15 protein-coding genes are annotated in these 16,305 nt (G+C 64.3%); 9 read left to right on the top strand and 6 right to left on the bottom strand.

Annotated features, from left to right (window positions below; genetic code table 11):
- Nucleotides 1-95: 95 nt before the first annotated feature.
- From QJT78_RS04900 to QJT78_RS04890, 3 genes are all read left to right on the top strand, one after another.
- Nucleotides 96-980, top strand: a complete 885-nt coding sequence (locus tag QJT78_RS04900) for a patatin-like phospholipase family protein (RefSeq protein ID WP_281460189.1) — start codon at nt 96-98, stop codon at nt 978-980.
- A 185-nt stretch (nt 981-1,165) separates the two neighbouring features.
- A complete protein-coding gene (locus QJT78_RS04895; RefSeq protein ID WP_038942783.1) occupies nt 1,166-2,791 on the top strand; it encodes an FMN-binding glutamate synthase family protein in 1,626 nt (541 codons plus the stop codon).
- Nucleotides 2,792-2,892: 101 nt separating this feature from the next.
- Nucleotides 2,893-3,132 (top strand): PilZ domain-containing protein, encoded by a 240-nt coding sequence (locus QJT78_RS04890; protein WP_028148313.1) that lies wholly within the window; start codon nt 2,893-2,895, stop codon nt 3,130-3,132.
- A 73-nt stretch (nt 3,133-3,205) separates the two neighbouring features.
- Here QJT78_RS04890 and QJT78_RS04885 read toward each other — a convergent pair whose 3' ends face one another.
- The 6 genes from QJT78_RS04885 to QJT78_RS04860 form a co-directional block, all read right to left on the bottom strand.
- Nucleotides 3,206-4,501: a hemolysin family protein gene (locus QJT78_RS04885; protein ID WP_028148312.1), complete on the bottom strand. Its 1,296-nt coding sequence runs from the start codon at nt 4,499-4,501 to the stop codon at nt 3,206-3,208.
- Between the two features lie 109 nt (nt 4,502-4,610).
- Entirely contained in the window at nt 4,611-5,924 is a 1,314-nt protein-coding gene (locus QJT78_RS04880; RefSeq protein WP_028148311.1) for a nitrate/sulfonate/bicarbonate ABC transporter ATP-binding protein, read from the bottom strand.
- A 13-nt stretch (nt 5,925-5,937) separates the two neighbouring features.
- Nucleotides 5,938-7,671 (bottom strand): ABC transporter permease subunit, encoded by a 1,734-nt coding sequence (locus tag QJT78_RS04875; RefSeq protein ID WP_028148310.1) that lies wholly within the window; start codon nt 7,669-7,671, stop codon nt 5,938-5,940.
- 28 nt (nt 7,672-7,699) lie between these two features.
- The gene (locus QJT78_RS04870) at nt 7,700-9,646 is read right to left on the bottom strand and encodes a carbohydrate porin (protein WP_240537551.1); all 1,947 of its coding nucleotides are present in this window, start codon (nt 9,644-9,646) and stop codon (nt 7,700-7,702) included.
- A 426-nt stretch (nt 9,647-10,072) separates the two neighbouring features.
- A complete protein-coding gene (locus tag QJT78_RS04865) occupies nt 10,073-10,336 on the bottom strand; it encodes a hypothetical protein (protein ID WP_028148308.1) in 264 nt (87 codons plus the stop codon).
- A 139-nt stretch (nt 10,337-10,475) separates the two neighbouring features.
- Nucleotides 10,476-11,282 carry a creatininase family protein gene (locus QJT78_RS04860; protein WP_028148307.1) on the bottom strand — a complete coding sequence of 269 codons (807 nt, stop codon included), beginning with the start codon at nt 11,280-11,282 and terminating at the stop codon, nt 10,476-10,478.
- A gap of 139 nt (nt 11,283-11,421) precedes the next feature.
- Here QJT78_RS04860 and QJT78_RS04855 point away from each other — a divergent pair, with 139 nt between their 5' ends.
- The 6 genes from QJT78_RS04855 to QJT78_RS04830 all read left to right on the top strand — a co-directional run bounded on the left by QJT78_RS04855 (nt 11,422) and on the right by QJT78_RS04830 (nt 16,273).
- On the top strand, nt 11,422-12,444 hold the full coding sequence (locus QJT78_RS04855) for an ABC transporter substrate-binding protein (protein WP_028148306.1): 1,023 nt from the start codon (nt 11,422-11,424) through the stop codon (nt 12,442-12,444).
- A gap of 10 nt (nt 12,445-12,454) precedes the next feature.
- Nucleotides 12,455-13,270 (top strand): ABC transporter ATP-binding protein, encoded by an 816-nt coding sequence (locus QJT78_RS04850; RefSeq protein ID WP_028148305.1) that lies wholly within the window; start codon nt 12,455-12,457, stop codon nt 13,268-13,270.
- Nucleotides 13,267-14,085 carry an ABC transporter permease gene (locus tag QJT78_RS04845; RefSeq protein ID WP_038942786.1) on the top strand — a complete coding sequence of 273 codons (819 nt, stop codon included), beginning with the start codon at nt 13,267-13,269 and terminating at the stop codon, nt 14,083-14,085. The genes QJT78_RS04850 and QJT78_RS04845 overlap by 4 nt, the downstream gene beginning before the upstream one ends.
- Nucleotides 14,085-15,074: a 2-hydroxyacid dehydrogenase gene (locus QJT78_RS04840; RefSeq protein ID WP_028148303.1), complete on the top strand. Its 990-nt coding sequence runs from the start codon at nt 14,085-14,087 to the stop codon at nt 15,072-15,074. The genes QJT78_RS04845 and QJT78_RS04840 overlap by 1 nt, the downstream gene beginning before the upstream one ends.
- The gene (locus QJT78_RS04835) at nt 15,074-15,766 is read left to right on the top strand and encodes an AprI/Inh family metalloprotease inhibitor (protein ID WP_014490298.1); all 693 of its coding nucleotides are present in this window, start codon (nt 15,074-15,076) and stop codon (nt 15,764-15,766) included. The genes QJT78_RS04840 and QJT78_RS04835 overlap by 1 nt, the downstream gene beginning before the upstream one ends.
- Nucleotides 15,767-15,865: 99 nt before the next feature.
- Nucleotides 15,866-16,273 carry a YciI family protein gene (locus QJT78_RS04830; RefSeq protein ID WP_281460186.1) on the top strand — a complete coding sequence of 136 codons (408 nt, stop codon included), beginning with the start codon at nt 15,866-15,868 and terminating at the stop codon, nt 16,271-16,273.
- Nucleotides 16,274-16,305 lie beyond the last annotated feature (32 nt).

The following is a 16,305-nucleotide window of genomic DNA, read 5'->3' as shown; positions in this document are numbered from 1 at the left end:
TGGCGCGTCTCGCGCGCACCTTGTTATAAGCTCGCGCCAAAATCTCGCCGCGATGTTGCAATGCGAGAGCTGGGGGAGCTGCGCAAATCTTGTCCGTGATCGACCATGGTCCACCGAAACCGACCGCCTTCGTGCTCGCGGGCGGCGGCAGTTTTGGAGCGATCCAGGTCGGCATGATGCATTCACTGGCGCGGCACGGGGTCGTCGCCGATCTCGTCGTCGGCTCCAGCGTCGGCGCGATCAACGGCGCCTATTATGCTGGCGACCCCTCGCTCAAGGGCGTGCTCGGGCTTGAAGCCGTCTGGCGCGGCCTGAAGCGCCATGATGTCTTCCCGGTCACCTGGAAGAGCCTCGCCGGATTCATGTGGCGGCGCGATTTCCTGATTCCCCATGACGGCATCCGCAAGCTGGTCGAGGACCACATCCCCTATCGCAACCTCGAGGATGCCGCGCTTCCGGTGCACATCGTCACCACCGATTTCGTCTCCGGAGAGAGCGTGGTGTTGTCGGAGGGGGCGACGGTGGATGCGATCCTGGCGTCCACTGCGATCCCCGGCGCGTTCTCGCCGGTCTACTACCGCAATCGGTTCCTCGCCGACGGTGCGCTCTCCTCGAACACCCCGGTCCGGGTCGCGATCAGGAAAGGCGCGAAGCGGCTGGTCGTGCTGCCGACTGGGCACGCCTGCGCGGTGAAGGATCCGCCGGTAGGCGCGGTTGCCAATGCCCTGCATGCGCTGACGCTGCTGATTGCCCGGCAATTGGTGGCGGAGCTCGAGGGGCTGGCGTCCGACATCGAATATGTCGTGGTGCCGCCGCTCTGTCCGCTGGTGGGATCGCCCTACGATTTTTCGCGAACCGACGACCATATCGAGCGCGCGGTCGCGAGCACCGATGCCTCTGGCGCGAGGCGGCCTCGAGCAGCACGGCGTCATTCCGCACGAGGCACAGCCTCATGGTCACTGATTTGTCATTTCATTTGAATCTATTGCACTGCGAAGCCCGCCGCGGGATGGATTGATTTGCGGCATCCGGATTCGGTAGCCTCAAGGCGGGGTCCGCGTCATATCTGTGGACGTGGCGCGGGCGTATCATGCCCCGTCAGACTGACGAGAGGGATGTGGTCGTGGCCAACGATAACAAGACGCAAGCTTCGGCCGAAGGGCTGATGGAAACCCTGCTGCTGCCGTTCTCGCCGCGCTTCATCGTGCTGACCATCTGCGCGGTCGTCACCGCGCTGCTGATCGGCATCGGCCTCGCCGATGGCAAGATCTTCGACATCCTGCTGATCCCGATCCTGATCTTTGGCGCGCTGACGCTGCTCGGCGTCCGCGACCTCATGCAGAAGGGCCATGCGGTTCTGCGCAACTACCCGATCTCGGCGCACATCCGCTTCCTGCTGGAAGAAATCCGTCCGGAGATGCGGCAGTACTTCTTCGAGAGCGAGAAGGACGGCATGCCGTTCTCGCGCGACATCCGCGCGGTGGTCTATCAGCGCGCCAAGATGGAGCTCGACAAGCGTCCGTTCGGCACCCAGGAGGACGTCTACCGCGAGGGCTACGAGTGGATGCATCACTCGGTCTCGCCGAAGACGCATGCCGAGGAAAAGTTTCGCGTCACCATCGGCGGGCCCGATTGCGCAAAGCCATATTCGGCATCGGTATTCAACATCTCCGCGATGAGCTTCGGCGCGCTCAGCCCGAACGCCGTGCGCGCGCTCAATGCCGGCGCCAGGAAGGGCGGCTTCGCGCATGACACCGGCGAGGGCGGCTTCAGCCCCTACCATCGCGAGATGGGCGGCGACATCATCTGGGAGATCGGCTCCGGCTATTTCGGTTGCCGTCATCTCGACGGCACGTTCGATCCGGAGGCATTCGCCCGCGTCGCGAGCCAGGACCAGATCAAGATGGTCGAGCTCAAGATCAGCCAGGGCGCCAAGCCCGGCCATGGCGGCGTACTGCCGGCTGCGAAGGTGTCGGAGGAGATATCGAAAATCCGCGGCGTCACGATGGGCGAGGACTGCATCTCGCCGGCCTCGCACCGCGCCTTCTCCACGCCCGTTGGCATGATGCAGTTCATCGCCGAGATGCGCCGCCTGTCCGGCGGCAAGCCGGCTGGCTTCAAGCTGTGCATCGGTCATCCCTGGGAATTCCTGGCGATCTGCAAGGCGATGCTGGAGACCGGCATCTATCCGGATTTCATCGTCGTCGACGGCAATGAAGGCGGTACCGGCGCCGCGCCACTGGAGTTCATGGACCATCTCGGCATGCCGATGCGCGAGGGCGTCAATTTCGTCCACAACGCGCTGGTCGGCATCAATGCGCGCGATCGGATCAGGATAGGCGCGTCCGGCAAGATCGCGACCGCCTTCGACATGGCGCGGGCGATGGCGATCGGCGCTGACTACTGCAACTCGGCGCGCGGCTTCATGTTCTCGCTCGGCTGCATCCAGTCGCTGAGCTGCCACACCGACCGCTGCCCGACCGGGGTTGCGACCCAGGACCCGACGCGTGCGCGTGCGCTCTACGTGCCGCTCAAGATCGACCGCGTCCATAATTATCACCACGCCACGCTGCACTCGCTCACCGAGCTGATCGCCGCGGCCGGCCTCGAACATCCGCAGCAGCTGCGCCCGATCCACTTCAGCCAGCGGACATCGACCACCCAGGTGCGATCCTTTGCACAGCTCTATCCGTCGCTGCGTCCGGGCGAGCTGCTCGAAGGCACCGAAGATCCGCGCTTCCGCGATGCCTGGCAGATGGCGCGCGCGGAGTCGTTCCAGCCGGCGCCGTAGGGGCCACCGCATGATCCGCCGCATCCTGCGGCGGTGAAAATTCATCGGAGATTGTGGTTGCGTTTTAACGTCTGTGTCAGCTTAGGGTGTAAATTGGCCCCATGGACGAGCGACGCGACAAAGCCAGGCACCGCGTGCTGAAAGCCGGAACCATCGAGTTCGGCGGCGGCGCGATCGACTGCACCGTCCGCAATTTCTCCGACACCGGCGCCGCGCTCGATGTCACCAGTCCGGTCGGTATCCCCGAGCGGTTCACCCTGGTCATCCAGGCCGACGGAACGCATCTCGCCTGCACGATGGTCTGGCGCAAAGAGAAGCGGATCGGGGTGCGGTTCGGGTGAGCGGTCTGCGTTTGATCGGCGCGCGCTTAGGGCGCGCTTGTCCGGGACGACGGGTGGAGGGTTGGGTGCGCAATCACCCCGTCTCGACCTCACTCAACCGGTCCGCCAGAATCTTGTCGATCCTGCGTCCGTCGAGATCGACCACCTCGATATGCCAGCCGGCGAAGTCGAAGGCATCGCCGACATTGGGCAGCACGCTGAACTGTTGCAGCACCAGGCCCGCCACCGTGTTGTAGCGGTGCGGCGGCAGCTCGATGCCGAGCAACTCGCCGAACTCGTCGACCGGCATCCAGCCGGAGACCAGCAGCGAGCCGTCATCGCGCCTGACATAGGCCGGCTCCGGCGGTCCCTCCTCGGAATGGAAGGCGCCGACGATCGATTCCAGAATGTCAGCCGTCGTCACGATACCCTCGAAGGCGCCGTATTCGTCGTAGACCAGGCCGACATGAACCGGAGCGGCTTTCAGAATCGCCAGCACGTCGCGGGCGTCGGCTGATGCCGGAATGCCGGGCGCCTCGCGCACCAGCGCTCGCAGATCCGGCGTGCGCTCGTTCATGTAGGCGACCAGCAGGTCCTTGGCCTGGAGCACGCCGATCGGCTTGTCGCGATCGCCGTCCGAGACGGGAAAGCGCGAATGCGGGCTCTTCGCGATGATCGCTTGAATGGCCTCCGGCGCATCGTTCAGATCGATCTCGTTGACCTCCGTGCGCGGCGTCATGATCGCGCCGACCGGCCGGTCGCCGAGCCGCATGACGCCCGCGATCATCTCCTTTTCGCCCGACTCCAGCACGCCCGCGTTCTCGGCTTCGCTGACGAGGTGATGGATCTCGTCCTCCGAGACCTTCTCCTCGGCCTTGCCGCCGCGGCCGAGCAGCGTGAGGATCAGCTTGCCGGAGAGATCGAGCAGGAAGACGAGGGGCAGCGAGATCCGCGCCAGAACGTGCATCGCGGGCGCGACCTTGACCGCGATGCTCTCGGGGTCGCGCAGCGCCACCTGCTTCGGCACCAGCTCGCCGACGATCAGGGTGGCGTAGGTGATGAGCGTGACGACGATGCCGACGCCGACGATGTCGGCGATCCCTGAGGACAGGCCGAGCTCGACCAGCCATTGCGTCAGCCGCTGTCCGAGCGTCGCGCCGGAGAACGCGCCCGAGAGCACGCCGACCAACGTGATGCCGATCTGCACCGTCGAGAGGAACTTTCCGGGATCGGCCGCCAGCGTCAGCGCCCGCTCGGCGCCGCGCACCCCCTTGGCCGCGAGCAGCGACAGCCGGGCCGGGCGGGACGAGACCACGGCCAGCTCGGACATGGACAACAGGCCGTTAATGACGATCAGGACGACGACGATGATGAGTTCGACGGACAACATTGCGCGCAAGGAAAAGGGATACCTGACCCGGCGAACGCCGGACCAAGCTCCTTATATATGAACTCGATGCACAATTTGTCCGGTTCCAGCCAAATTGCCGCAGGCGGGATCAAGCGCTCTCGCCCGGGTTTTCGAGGCTGAACGTCTCCGACTGCTCATCATACGCGAACAGCTCGCCATAACGCCCCCAGGACACGACGGTCCTGAGCGTCTCGTCCGCATAGTCCTCGGACATGTAGTCTTCGAGCTCGTTGCGGAACCGTGCCGCGGGGGCGGTATGGGAGGGACGTTCGTCGAGCACGCGGCGAATCAATCCCATCACCGGCACGTAAGTGACGAGATGTTCGGCGAACAGCGTCTTGCGCGCGTCGGTTTCGAGATGGGCAAAACGCTTGCCGGTGTCGGTGAGCATCAGGTCGCCTTCGCTCAGCTGGGCGAAGCGCAGCAGTTGCAGGGACTCACCGAGGTGGAGGATCTCGTCGGCCTCGAGCTGGAGCTGGCTTGCGAGCACGGGCAGGTCGGCGTGTCCGTGATAGGGCGGCCCCGCCAGCGTCTCGATCAGGCCCGACAGCACGTTGGACGACACGTGGTGCAGAGTCATGCCGACACCGGAGCCCAGGATGCCTTCGACGGGGGGCGCCTTCGGTTCGGCGCGTTGGGTCATGCGCGCGTAGATGCTGTCGACGAGCTGCCGGAAATGGGGGTCGAGCCGGTTGCGCGGATGCGGCATGTCGACCTTGATCTCGGCGGCGACACGCCCTGGATTGGATGAGAACACCAGGATGCGATCGCACATCAGCACCGCCTCCTCGATATTGTGCGTCACCATCAGGATCGATTTGATCGGCAACCGGCCCTCGATCCAGAGGTCGATCAGGTCCGTGCGCAGCGTCTCGGCCGTGAGGACGTCGAGTGCCGAGAACGGCTCGTCCATCAGCAGGAGGTCCGGATGCACCACCAGCGCGCGGGCGAAGCCGACGCGCTGGCGCATGCCACCCGACAGTTCCTTCGGGAAGGCGGACTCAAACCCGTCAAGGCCGATCAGGTCGATCGCAGCCAGGGCGCGCTTGTGGCGCTCGGTGGCCTCGACGCCCAGCGCTTCGAGTCCGAGCTCGACGTTCTGGAGCACGGTCAGCCAGGGAAACAACGCGAATGACTGGAACACCATGGCGACGCCGTTCGGCGGCCCGACGATGGTCTCGCCGCGACAGGTCGCCTGTCCCGCAGACGGGCTGACCAGACCAGCGATGATCCGCAGCAAGGTGGACTTGCCGGAGCCGGAGCGGCCGAGCAGGCCGACGATCTCGCCCGAGCGGATCGTCAGGTCGACCTTGTCCAGCACCAGGAGCTGTTCGCCGCTGCCTTTCGGGAAGGATCGGCAGACACCGCGGATGTCGATGAGCGCAGAGGGTTGATCGAGCATGATGGTCTCCTCGTCAGCCGAGCCGCAGGCGACGCTCGCCGAAGGCATAGAGCGGCCGCCAGACCAGACGATTGAACAACGTCACCAGAATGCACATCGTGGCAATTCCGAGCACGACGCGTGGGAAGTCGCCGGCTTCCGTGGCGGAAGCGATATAGGCGCCGAGCCCGGTGGCCTTCAGATGCGTGTCGCCCCAGCTTGCGACCTCCGCGACGATCGACGCGTTCCAGGAGCCGCCGGACGCCGTGATCGCGCCGGTGATGTAATAAGGAAAGACGCCGGGCAGGATCGCCTTGAACCACCATCGCCATCCCCGGAGATGGAAGCTGCCGGCGGCTTCGCGCAGATCGGTCGGAAAGGCGCTCGCGCCCGCGATCACGTTGAACAGGATGTACCACTGCGTGCCCAGGATCATCAGCGGGCTCAGCCAGATGTCTGGATTGAGCTTGAAGCTGACAATGGCGACGACAAAGACGGGAAAGGCGAGGTTCGCCGGGAAGGCCGCCAGAAACTGCGCCAGCGGCTGGATTCGTTCGGCGAGCTTCGGGCGAAGCCCGATCCACACGCCAACCGGCACCCAGATCAGCGTGGCGAGGCTGATCAGGATGGCGACGCGCAACAACGTGATGAGCCCGTCCCTGATGACGACGACAACGTCGGACATTCCGAGACTGGCCGAGAGATAGCGATAGGTCAGCCAGGCGGCATAGGCCGTGCCGGCGAGGATCAATGCGATCCAGACCGTATCGACGAGGCGTGACGTCTGCCCTTTACCTGGTGCCGCGGGCGGCAGCCTCGGCAGCGGAATGCGCAAGTTCGAGATGGCGCGGTTCAGCGCCGCGAAAGGAAGGGTCAGCGCACGCAGCGCCCGAGTCCGGCGGAACAGGTCGAGCATCCAGGAGGCCGGCGCCTCGCCTGAGGCGGTCTGCTCGAAGCGGAATTTGTCGGCCCAGGCGACGATGGGGCGGAACAGCAGCTGATCATAGGCGATGATCACGAACAGCATCGCCAGCATGGCGTAGAGGATCGCCGGCAAATCCTGCTGCTGAATTGCCATCGCGACATAGGAGCCGATGCCCGGGAGCGTCACCGTGGTGTTGCCGACCGTGATCGCCTCCGAGGCCACCACGAAGAACCAGCCGCCCGACATCGACATCATAGCGTTCCAGATCAGGCCCGGCATCGCGAAGGGGACGTCGAGGCGCCAGAAGCGCTGCCAGCCCGACAGGTGAAAGCTTTGCGTGGCCTCTTCCAGATCCTTCGGAACGTTGCGGATCGACTGGTACAGGCTGAACGTCATGTTCCAGGCCTGGCTGGTGAAGATCGCGAACACCGAGGCGAGCTCGGCGCCGAGCACCTGCCCCGGAAACAAATTCATGAAGAACACGACGGTGAAGGTGAGGAAGCCCAGGATCGGGACGGATTGCAAAATATCCAGCAGCGGGATCATCACCAATTCGGCTCGCCGGCTCTTGGCTGCGATCGCCGCGTAGATGAAGGTGAAGACCGTCGAACAGACGATGGCGAGCAGCATCCGCAACGTGGTGCGCAAGGCGTAGAGCGGCAGGTTTGCCGGATCGAGCGAGACCGGTGCGCGCTCCAGCTCGGACAGGGGCGCGACGGTCTGCTGGCCGCCATAGACGATCAGCACCATGGCGCCGATCACAAGGATCAGCGCCGCGATGTCCCAGACATTGGGGAGTAGCGCCCGGCCGATCGCGGCCGTGCGGATATCTCTCGGCTTCATAGGCCCGCCCCTGGGCTGGAATTTTGGGCTAGAACTCTGCGTGCAGGCGGCCCGAGAAGATCGAGACCGGCCCGCGGTCGGCGTTATAGGCCGGGTTTGTGATCAATTGATAGTCCGCGGTCAGCGTGACGTTCTTGATCACCGAATAGGCATAGTAGGCCTCGAGAATCCGCTCGTTGTTGTAGTTGAGACGGCCGTCGCCGATCAGGAGGCCGATGCCGCCGGCGGCAAGGAAGTCGCGATGCCCGGCCGACAAGCCGTTGATGGCGCCGCCGATGCCGACCGTGTCGTCCGGCCGTCCCCAGCGGCTGCCCTTGATCGACAGGCCGCCGGAGAGACTGCGGTCAATGTCGGTGAATGACAGAATCTGGTTCTGGCCGTCGTTCCAACTCGCGCGGGCGAATAGCCCGACGTCGTTGACGATCTGTTGCTCGAGATTGACGTAGAAGCCGTATTTGGGGCGGATGCGCTGGGTTGCGGTGGCGATGTCGTTGATGTCGAGCGCAGGGTTGGCGGCCGCCAGTGTCAGGACTTCGCGATAGTTCGCGGTGTTGCCGCCATTGGCAAAGACGCCGACACGCAATTTGCCCGGCTGCTCGAAGATCGAATGGCGCTCTTCGAATTCGACGACCGCGCCGCCCATCTTGTAGACCAGTGTATCGCTGTTGGGCGCATCGGGGACCTGGAACAGTCCGGCGCGCACGGCCCAATCCTTGCGGTTGAGCTCGACCACGGCGCCACGCGTGTAGCCGGGCAGGTCGGCGGGGAAATCGTACGCCCCCGACGACCACATCGCCCAGTTCATGAAGTCGGCGCGCGGGTCTTTTGCATATGAATTGCCGTCGAAGAAGTCGCCGACGGCAAAACGGCCGACGATCAGCGTGATGCGGTCGATATCGCGCTTGCCGGCAAGCTGGTTCGGCGCGTCGGCGACCGCTTCCTGCTCGCCGCCGAGACCGAAGGTCTGCTTGAAGTAGTAGCGCTGCGGGCGAATCTTCGGGAACGGCGCGCCGGCCTTCTGCGCCTCGCCATTGGAGAAGCCGGCGAGGCCGAGTGTGCCGTTGAGGCCAAAGCCCTGCGCCAGTTCAGGATTGAAGTAGAACTCGCCGCCGTCCCACAGCCGCGCACCCAGGAAGGCCGTCGTCGTCCACGTCGCCTGAAACTGGCCGCTGCCGGGAAGGCTCTGCGGGCTCGCATAGGGCGAGTGGATCGGCCCGTAGCCCTGCGGCAGCACGGTCGTCTGCGCGTGGACATTCCAGTCGCCGGACTCCGGCAGTTTCGTCTTGCCGTTGATCGGTGCCATCCACGGCGTATCGCCGAAATGATAGTTGAGGCCGAGCTTGAACAGGTGGACGCGTGGTTCGACATCGATATTGGCGAGGCCAAAGCCGCTGAGATCGTAGGTGCGCCGCGACAGCGCGACGTAGTCGTATTCGGCCTTTGCGGTCCAATTGCCGCTGACGGCGAATTCAAGGCCGAGGCCCGCCGTCCACCCGGTTTGATATTTTCCGACCGGAAACAGCTCCGAGACACCGTCGGCATCGTTGACGTTGATATGCGTATGGCCCCAGGCGAAACCGCCGGTGACGAAAGGCATGAAGCGATCGAAGGCATAACCGATGCGGCCGCGCACCGTGCCGACATAGTCGCTCGTGGTGTTGAAGGGGGTCGGTGACCGTTCATGCGCGACGACGTCGCGCGGACCGGTGAAGGTGGAGTCCGCCTCGATCCCGAGCACGACACGGTTTGCAAGCTGGCGATTGTAGCCAAGCTGGTAGCCGCCGGAGAGGCCGGTCGCGCTGGGCGGCAGGATCATTCCCTGCTCGGGCAGCGGGTTGGTGCCGGGTCCAAAGCTCGCATCGCCGTAGCCGAAATGGCCGCCGACATAGAAGCCGGTCCAGTCGTAGAGGGTCTTCGCCGTTCGTGCCTTCAGCGGCAGATCGGCGGCAAAGCCTGCGTCGGGAAGAATCAGCACGCCCGAGGCAATCGCCGCGGCCGTTCGCAAATACCGGTGTCGGTGACCTCTCAACGTCAAAACGCACGCCCCCAAACGCGAATGTGTCCCATTCGCCGCGATATCCCTGCAGATTCGCGGCGACCCTGTCACGAAGTCTTGGTTGTTCACGCGATCGGACCAGACGATCCCGATTCGACGCGATTTCTTCCCAAGCCCCTGAGCCTGCTGCGAACCTTATTGCGATTAATTCGCAATAGCAACTGGCACGGATTGCCGCAGCGGATGGTTCGCACTCTTGTGTGACGGAGCTGCAACAAATTCTCGGGTCCAAAATGAATGACCCGCCCGGGGGGACAGCCGGGCGGGTCGGGGGCACGACACGGGGTGGATGAGGCGCCCGTGTCGAACGCAGGATCCACGTGAGATCGGCCTCAGGTACCTAGATCAGTAGCAAGTACGAACGCGGCCGACGTACTGGCCGAAGGCGTTGTACTGGGCGACCCAGCCGCAGCGGTGATAGCCGTAGTAATAGGGGTCATTGCTGGCGGCGATCGCGGAGCCGACGACGGCGGCGGTGGCGATGCCGGCACCCACACCCCAGACCCAGCCGGGCTGCTTGGCTTCGGCCTGCGAGGTGGTGGACACGATGCTGCCGGTGACGGCGAGGGCAGCGAGTGCGACGGCGGCAATCCTGGTCTTGATCGACATGTGAAACTCCATCCGGGTTGAGGCGGTCCATTGTGGCCCGCGTGCCCAGTTGGACGGAGGCTTGCCGCGTCCGGTTCGAATCCCGCAAAAGCGGGCGTGCAGCCCGGCTGTTTCCTGAATGATTCCAGCCGGATGCGAGCTAGCCGAGAGGCCCTTTGGCGAGCCTGTTCACGTCGAAGTTATCGACCTCGGCCAGCAGCTCGCAAAAGGCGCGCGCGCCCTGATCGATCAGCTGCTCCCCCTTCTCGGGGACGGCCAGCGTCGCATTGCCGATCGCGCCGCTCGTGTGGAGATCCTGCGCCTGCCAGGCGAACGGCGCGGGCCGCTGTGTCGACAGCCAGCGATACTGCTTTTCCATGGCGATGCTGCTCGCGGGAAAATCCGCGATCGCATCCTTGCGCACCTGATCGGGATAGCGCGCCAGCATGATCGACGTCTCGACCGCGCCGCCATGGATGCCGTGGCGCACCTCATCGGCAGGGAACAGTTTGTCCGCGCCCGACAGCCGCGACCACGACGTCGTCACCACAAAGAGCTTGTGATGCGCGCGTAGATCCTGCGCGACCAGCATCATTGCCGCGCTGTTGCCGCCATGGCTGGTGATGATGACGAGCTTCTTCAATCCGCGCCGCGCGACGTCCTCGCCGATTGCGGTCCATCTCTTCAACGCCACCTCGGTCGGCAGCGTCTGCGTGCCCGGAAAGTCGATATGCTCGGTGGAAATCCCGACCGGTTCAATGGGCAGGAACGTCGCCGGAACATTTGCGGGCAACAGCTCGCGCGCGCGCGCGAGATAGGCGTCCGCGATCAGCACGTCGGTCTCGAGCGGCAGATGCGGGCCGTGCTGCTCGGTCGCCGCCAGCGGCAGCACCGCGATCCAGCGCGACAAATCCGCAGGGGCCGCATTGGCCCAGTTGATGTCGATCCAGTCGCGAGACGGCGTCATCGTGGTTTCTTTGCCCGAATTTGTCGCGTATTTTGGGGTTATCAGGGGACGCGGGCCTGGCCGGCTCGCGTCCCCGAACTTCATGCGGTTCTATCGCGTTGCCCTCACATCGGCCAGCCACGATCGACGGAGTGCCATCATGACCCCCTCTCATCTGCGACGAGCGTTAACGGCGGGCTTGATGGCCGCTTGCGTCTCTCTTGCGCCGGCGCGCGCCGAGACGCTGGACAAGGTCACCTTCGGCACCAATTGGGTCGCCGAGGCCGAGCATGGCGGTTTCTTCCAGGCGGTCGCCGACGGCACCTACAAGAAGTACGGCCTCGACGTCACCATCGTTCCCGGCGGTCCGAACGAGAACAACCGGATGCTGCTGATCGCCGGCAAGATCGATTTCTTCATGGCCGCGAACACGCTGATGTCGTTCGACGCGGTGGCGAATAACGTCCCCGTCGTCACCATCGCAGCGGTCTTCCAGAAGGATCCGCAGGTGATGCTGACGCAGCCGGACGCCAAGGTCGCCAAGATCGAGGATCTCAAGCCGCTGACCTTGTTCGTCTCCAAGGAGGGCATGACGAGCTACTTCCAGTGGCTGAAGTCCGAATACGGCTTCAACGAGAAGAACGTCCGTCCCTACAATTTCAATCCGCAGCCCTTCATCGCCAACCCCAAGAGCGCGATGCAGGGCTACGTCACCTCCGAGCCCTTCGCGGTCGAGAAGGCCGCCGGCTTCAAGCCGAATGTGCTGCTGCTTGCCGATTACGGCTTCAACACCTATTCGACCCTGATCGAGACCCGCCGCGACATGGTCGAGAAGAAGCCGGACCTGGTGCAGCGCTTCGTCGATGCCTCCATGGTCGGCTGGTACAATTACATCTACCGCGACAATTCCGCCGGCAATGCCATGATCAAGCAGCTCAACCCGGAGATGACCGACGAGCTGCTCGCCTATTCCGTCGCCAAGATGAAGGAATACGGCATCGTCGATTCCGGCGAGTCCTTGAAGAACGGCATCGGCGCGATGAGCGACGAGCGCTACACGTCCTTCTTCAACAAGATGGTGAAGGCCGGCGTCGTGAAGGCGGACCTCGACTTCCGCAAGTCCTATACGCTGCGCTTCGTCAACAAGGGCGTCGGTGTCGAGCTGCGCCCGAGCAAGCCGTAGCGCAAGGTCCATGTCGTCCGTCAAAAGCTCGTCCGGGGTCGAGGCCGGCCTGACGGCTCTCGCCGTCAGCCTGCGCGGCGTGACGAAGGCGTATGACAATGGCGTCATGGCGCTCGGCCCGCTCGACCTTGCCGTTCGCAAGGGCGAGTTCATCTCGCTGCTGGGCCCGTCCGGTTGCGGCAAGTCCACTGCGCTGCGCCTGATCGCAGAGCTCAGCGCGCCATCGTCCGGCATCGTGCGGGTGGCGCACCACGAGGGCGATGTGCTGCCGGGTCATGGCATCGGCTTCGTGTTCCAGGAGCCGACCCTGATGCCCTGGACCAGCGTGCGCGAGAATGTGCGGCTGCCCTTGAGGCTCGCGGGCGTTCCGAAGGCGGAGGCGCGCGCGCGGGCCGATGAGGCGTTGGCCAGCGTGGGTCTTGCCGATTTCGCCGATGCTTTCCCGCGCGAACTTTCCGGCGGCATGAAGATGCGGGTGTCGCTGGCGCGTGCGCTCGTCACCGACCCTGATATCCTCCTGATGGATGAGCCATTCGCCGCGCTCGACGAGATCACGCGCTTTCGCCTCAACAACGACCTGCTTGCGCTCTGGCGAGCCCTGGGCAAGACCGTCATCTTCGTCACCCATTCGGTGTTCGAATCCGTTTACCTGTCGCAGCGGGTCGTCGTCATGACCGCGCGGCCCGGCCGCATCCAGGCCGATATCCGCATCGAGACGGTCGAGCCGCGCGGTGAGGAGTTTCGGACCTCGGCCGCCTATTCCAATTGTTGCCGGAAAGTGTCGGCCGCGCTGGCGCCGTCCTATTCGGGGCAGTCGACGCTATGAACGCCCAAGCTGCCGTCACCGCAAAACCATCCGGCGCGCAACGCGCGATGCGCTTCGTCCTTCCCGTCATCGTGTTCGCAGCGGGGCTCGCGGCCTGGGAACTGGTCGTCCGCATCAAGGACATCCCGCCTTACGTTCTGCCGGCGCCCTCCGTCATCTTCCTGACGTTGATCAAGGACTGGGCGGTGCTGTCACAATCGCTCGCGACCACGCTGCTGACCACGCTCGAAGGTTTTGTCGCCGCCAGCATCGGCGGTATCGCGCTGGCGCTGCTGTTCAACCAGTCGAAATGGGTGGAATATTCGCTATTCCCCTATGCAATCGTCCTCCAGGTGACTCCTGTCATCGCAATTGCACCGCTGCTTCTGATCTATCTGGAGCAGCAGACCGCGGTCGTGGTCTGCGCCTTCATCGTTGCCTTTTTCCCGGTGCTGTCCAACACCACGCTCGGGCTGAATTCTGTCGATCGCAACCTTGCCGGCCTGTTCCAGCTCTATGGCGCCTCGCCGCCGCAAACCCTGCGCTTCCTGAAGCTGCCAGCGGCGCTGCCCTATATCCTCGGGGGCCTGCGCATTGCCGGCGGCCTGTCGCTGATCGGCGCGGTCGTGGCCGAAATCGCGGCCGGAACGGCCGGCGCCGGCTCCGGGCTCGCCTACAGGATCGCCGAATCCGGCTATCGATTGAACATACCCCGCATGTTCGCAGCGCTGCTGCTGTTGTCGCTGGCCGGGATTGTCATCTATGGGGTGCTGGCGCTAGTTTCCCACCTCGTTTTACGGCGCTGGCACGAGAGCGCGCTTGGAAAGGAAAACTGATGACTACCGGTTCGATTTCGTCCGAAAAGATCGACCTTCTGATCTATGGGCCGGTGCGGCCAATTCTCGACAACGGTTTTTCCGATCATTTCGTCGTGCACAAGGCGGAGACCCGGGGCGATCTCGAGCGGCTGACACCGGCGATCCGCGAAAAAATCCGCGGCGTGGCGGTGACCTACCACACCGTGCGCGCCGACAAGGATTCGCTGTCGCAGCTGCCCAAGCTGGAGATGGTGGCGAGCTTCGGCGTCGGCTACGACCACGTCGACGCCAAATACGCGGCCGAGCACAGCATCATCGTCACCAACACGCCCGACGTGCTGACCGAGGAGGTCGCCGACGTCGCGATGGGCCTTCTGATCTCCACGGTGCGTGAGTTCATCAAGGCCGACCGCTACGTCCGCTCCGGCCTCTGGCAGACGCAGAACTATCCGCTCAGCGTCGGCTCGCTGCGCGACCGCAAGGTCGGCATCGTCGGCATGGGCCGGATCGGCCAGGCCATCGCGCGCCGGCTCGATGCCTCGCTGGTGCCGGTGGTCTACCACTCCCGCAATCCGTCGAAGGACGTCTCCTACAAGCACTATCCCGATCTGATCGAGATGGCGAAGGCGGTGGACACGCTGATGGTGATCGTGCCGGGCGGCGCCTCGACCAACAAGATGATCAATGCCGAGGTGCTGAAGGCGCTCGGTCCGCGCGGCGTGCTGGTCAACGTGGCGCGCGGTTCGGTGGTCGACGAAGCGGCGCTGGTCCAGGCGCTGAAATCAGGCACCATCCTCGCCGCCGGTCTCGACGTGTTCGCGGCCGAGCCGAGCGTGCCGGACGAGCTCAAGACTATGCAAAACGTCGTGCTGCTGCCGCATATCGGCTCGGCGTCGGTGGTGACGCGCAACGCGATGGATCAGCTCGTGGTCGACAACCTCAAGTCCTGGTTCGCCGGCAAGGCGCCGTTGACGCCGGTTGCGGAAACGCCGTTCAAGGGGCGCTGATGAGAGGTCTTCGGGTCGTTGCATTCGCCGTCGCGGCCTGCGTGGCCGCGATCGGCATCGCGCATGCGCAGGATGCGACGACCCTGAAGAAGACGATGCCCGGGCAGTGGGAGCTCTCGACCACCGAGCGCAGCAAGACCTGCGTCGTCACGATGAAAGGCGATGCCGCGGGGCAGGGGTTCAAGCTGGAGCTGGAGCCGGCCTGCAAGACCACGCTGCCCTTTACGAAGGACATCGTCGCCTGGAGCGTCAGGGGCCTCGACATCGTTCGTTTGCAGGACGCGACCGGCGAAGCCGTGATCGACTTCACCGAGGTCGAGGCCGGCATCTTCGAAGGCCTGCGGCAGGGCGAGGGCGTCTACATCCTCCAGGACCTCGCCGCGGCTCGCTCGATGGCCAAGTCGATGGACCAGATGATTGGCGACTGGTCGATGGTGCGCGGCAACGGCCAACCGGTGTGCGGGCTGACGCTGACCAACACGGAAGCCGGCCCGGACAATTTCCAGGTCTTCCTCAAGCCGAAATGCGATCCGGCGATTGCTCAGTTCAATCCGGCGCAATGGCGGCTCGAGCGCGGCCAGATCGTCCTGATGTCGAAATCGGGCGAGGCCTGGCAGTTCGAGGCCGACGACAACGCGCAATGGCGGCGCGTCCCCGATACCGCCGATCCCCTGATCATGCTGCGGCAATAATTCTTCCGGTCGATGTCGATTTAGCCAAGGCTCAATCGTCACATCCATAGCGAGCCGGTTTGCAGCCGGAGCGGTTGCTGCTCGCCAAGGGAGTTATTCATGCGCTTCATGTACATCGTCACCTCCAGCCAGCCGATGGCTGCCCCGAGTCCGGCGCTGATGGAGGCCATGCAGAACATATCCGAGCGGGAGATCAAGGCCGGTCGAATGATCGACAATGGCGGCCTGATGCCGCTTGCGACCGGCGCACGGTTGCGAATCGTCGACGGCGAGCTCAGCGTCATCGACGGCCCCTTCGTCGAGGCCAAGGAAGTGATCGGCGGCTATGCCATTTTCGAGCTGCGCGACAAGGCGGAAGCCGTGGCCATGGCGAAGGAATTCATGCAGCTGCACCTCGATCACATGCCGGGCTGGGAGGGCACCTGCGAATTGCGGGCATTCGCCACGCCGGGCGTCGACATAGCCTGCCAGGTCGACGCGCAGTCCAGGGTGGCTGCCCGCGCCTGATGGACACCACCGCTCGTCCTGGAGCGTTTTCG

The sequence above is a fragment of the Bradyrhizobium sp. Mp27 genome (assembly GCF_029953005.1).
Lineage (GTDB): Bacteria > Pseudomonadota > Alphaproteobacteria > Rhizobiales > Xanthobacteraceae > Bradyrhizobium > Bradyrhizobium barranii.
This window is presented reverse-complemented; position numbering and strand designations above follow the sequence as displayed.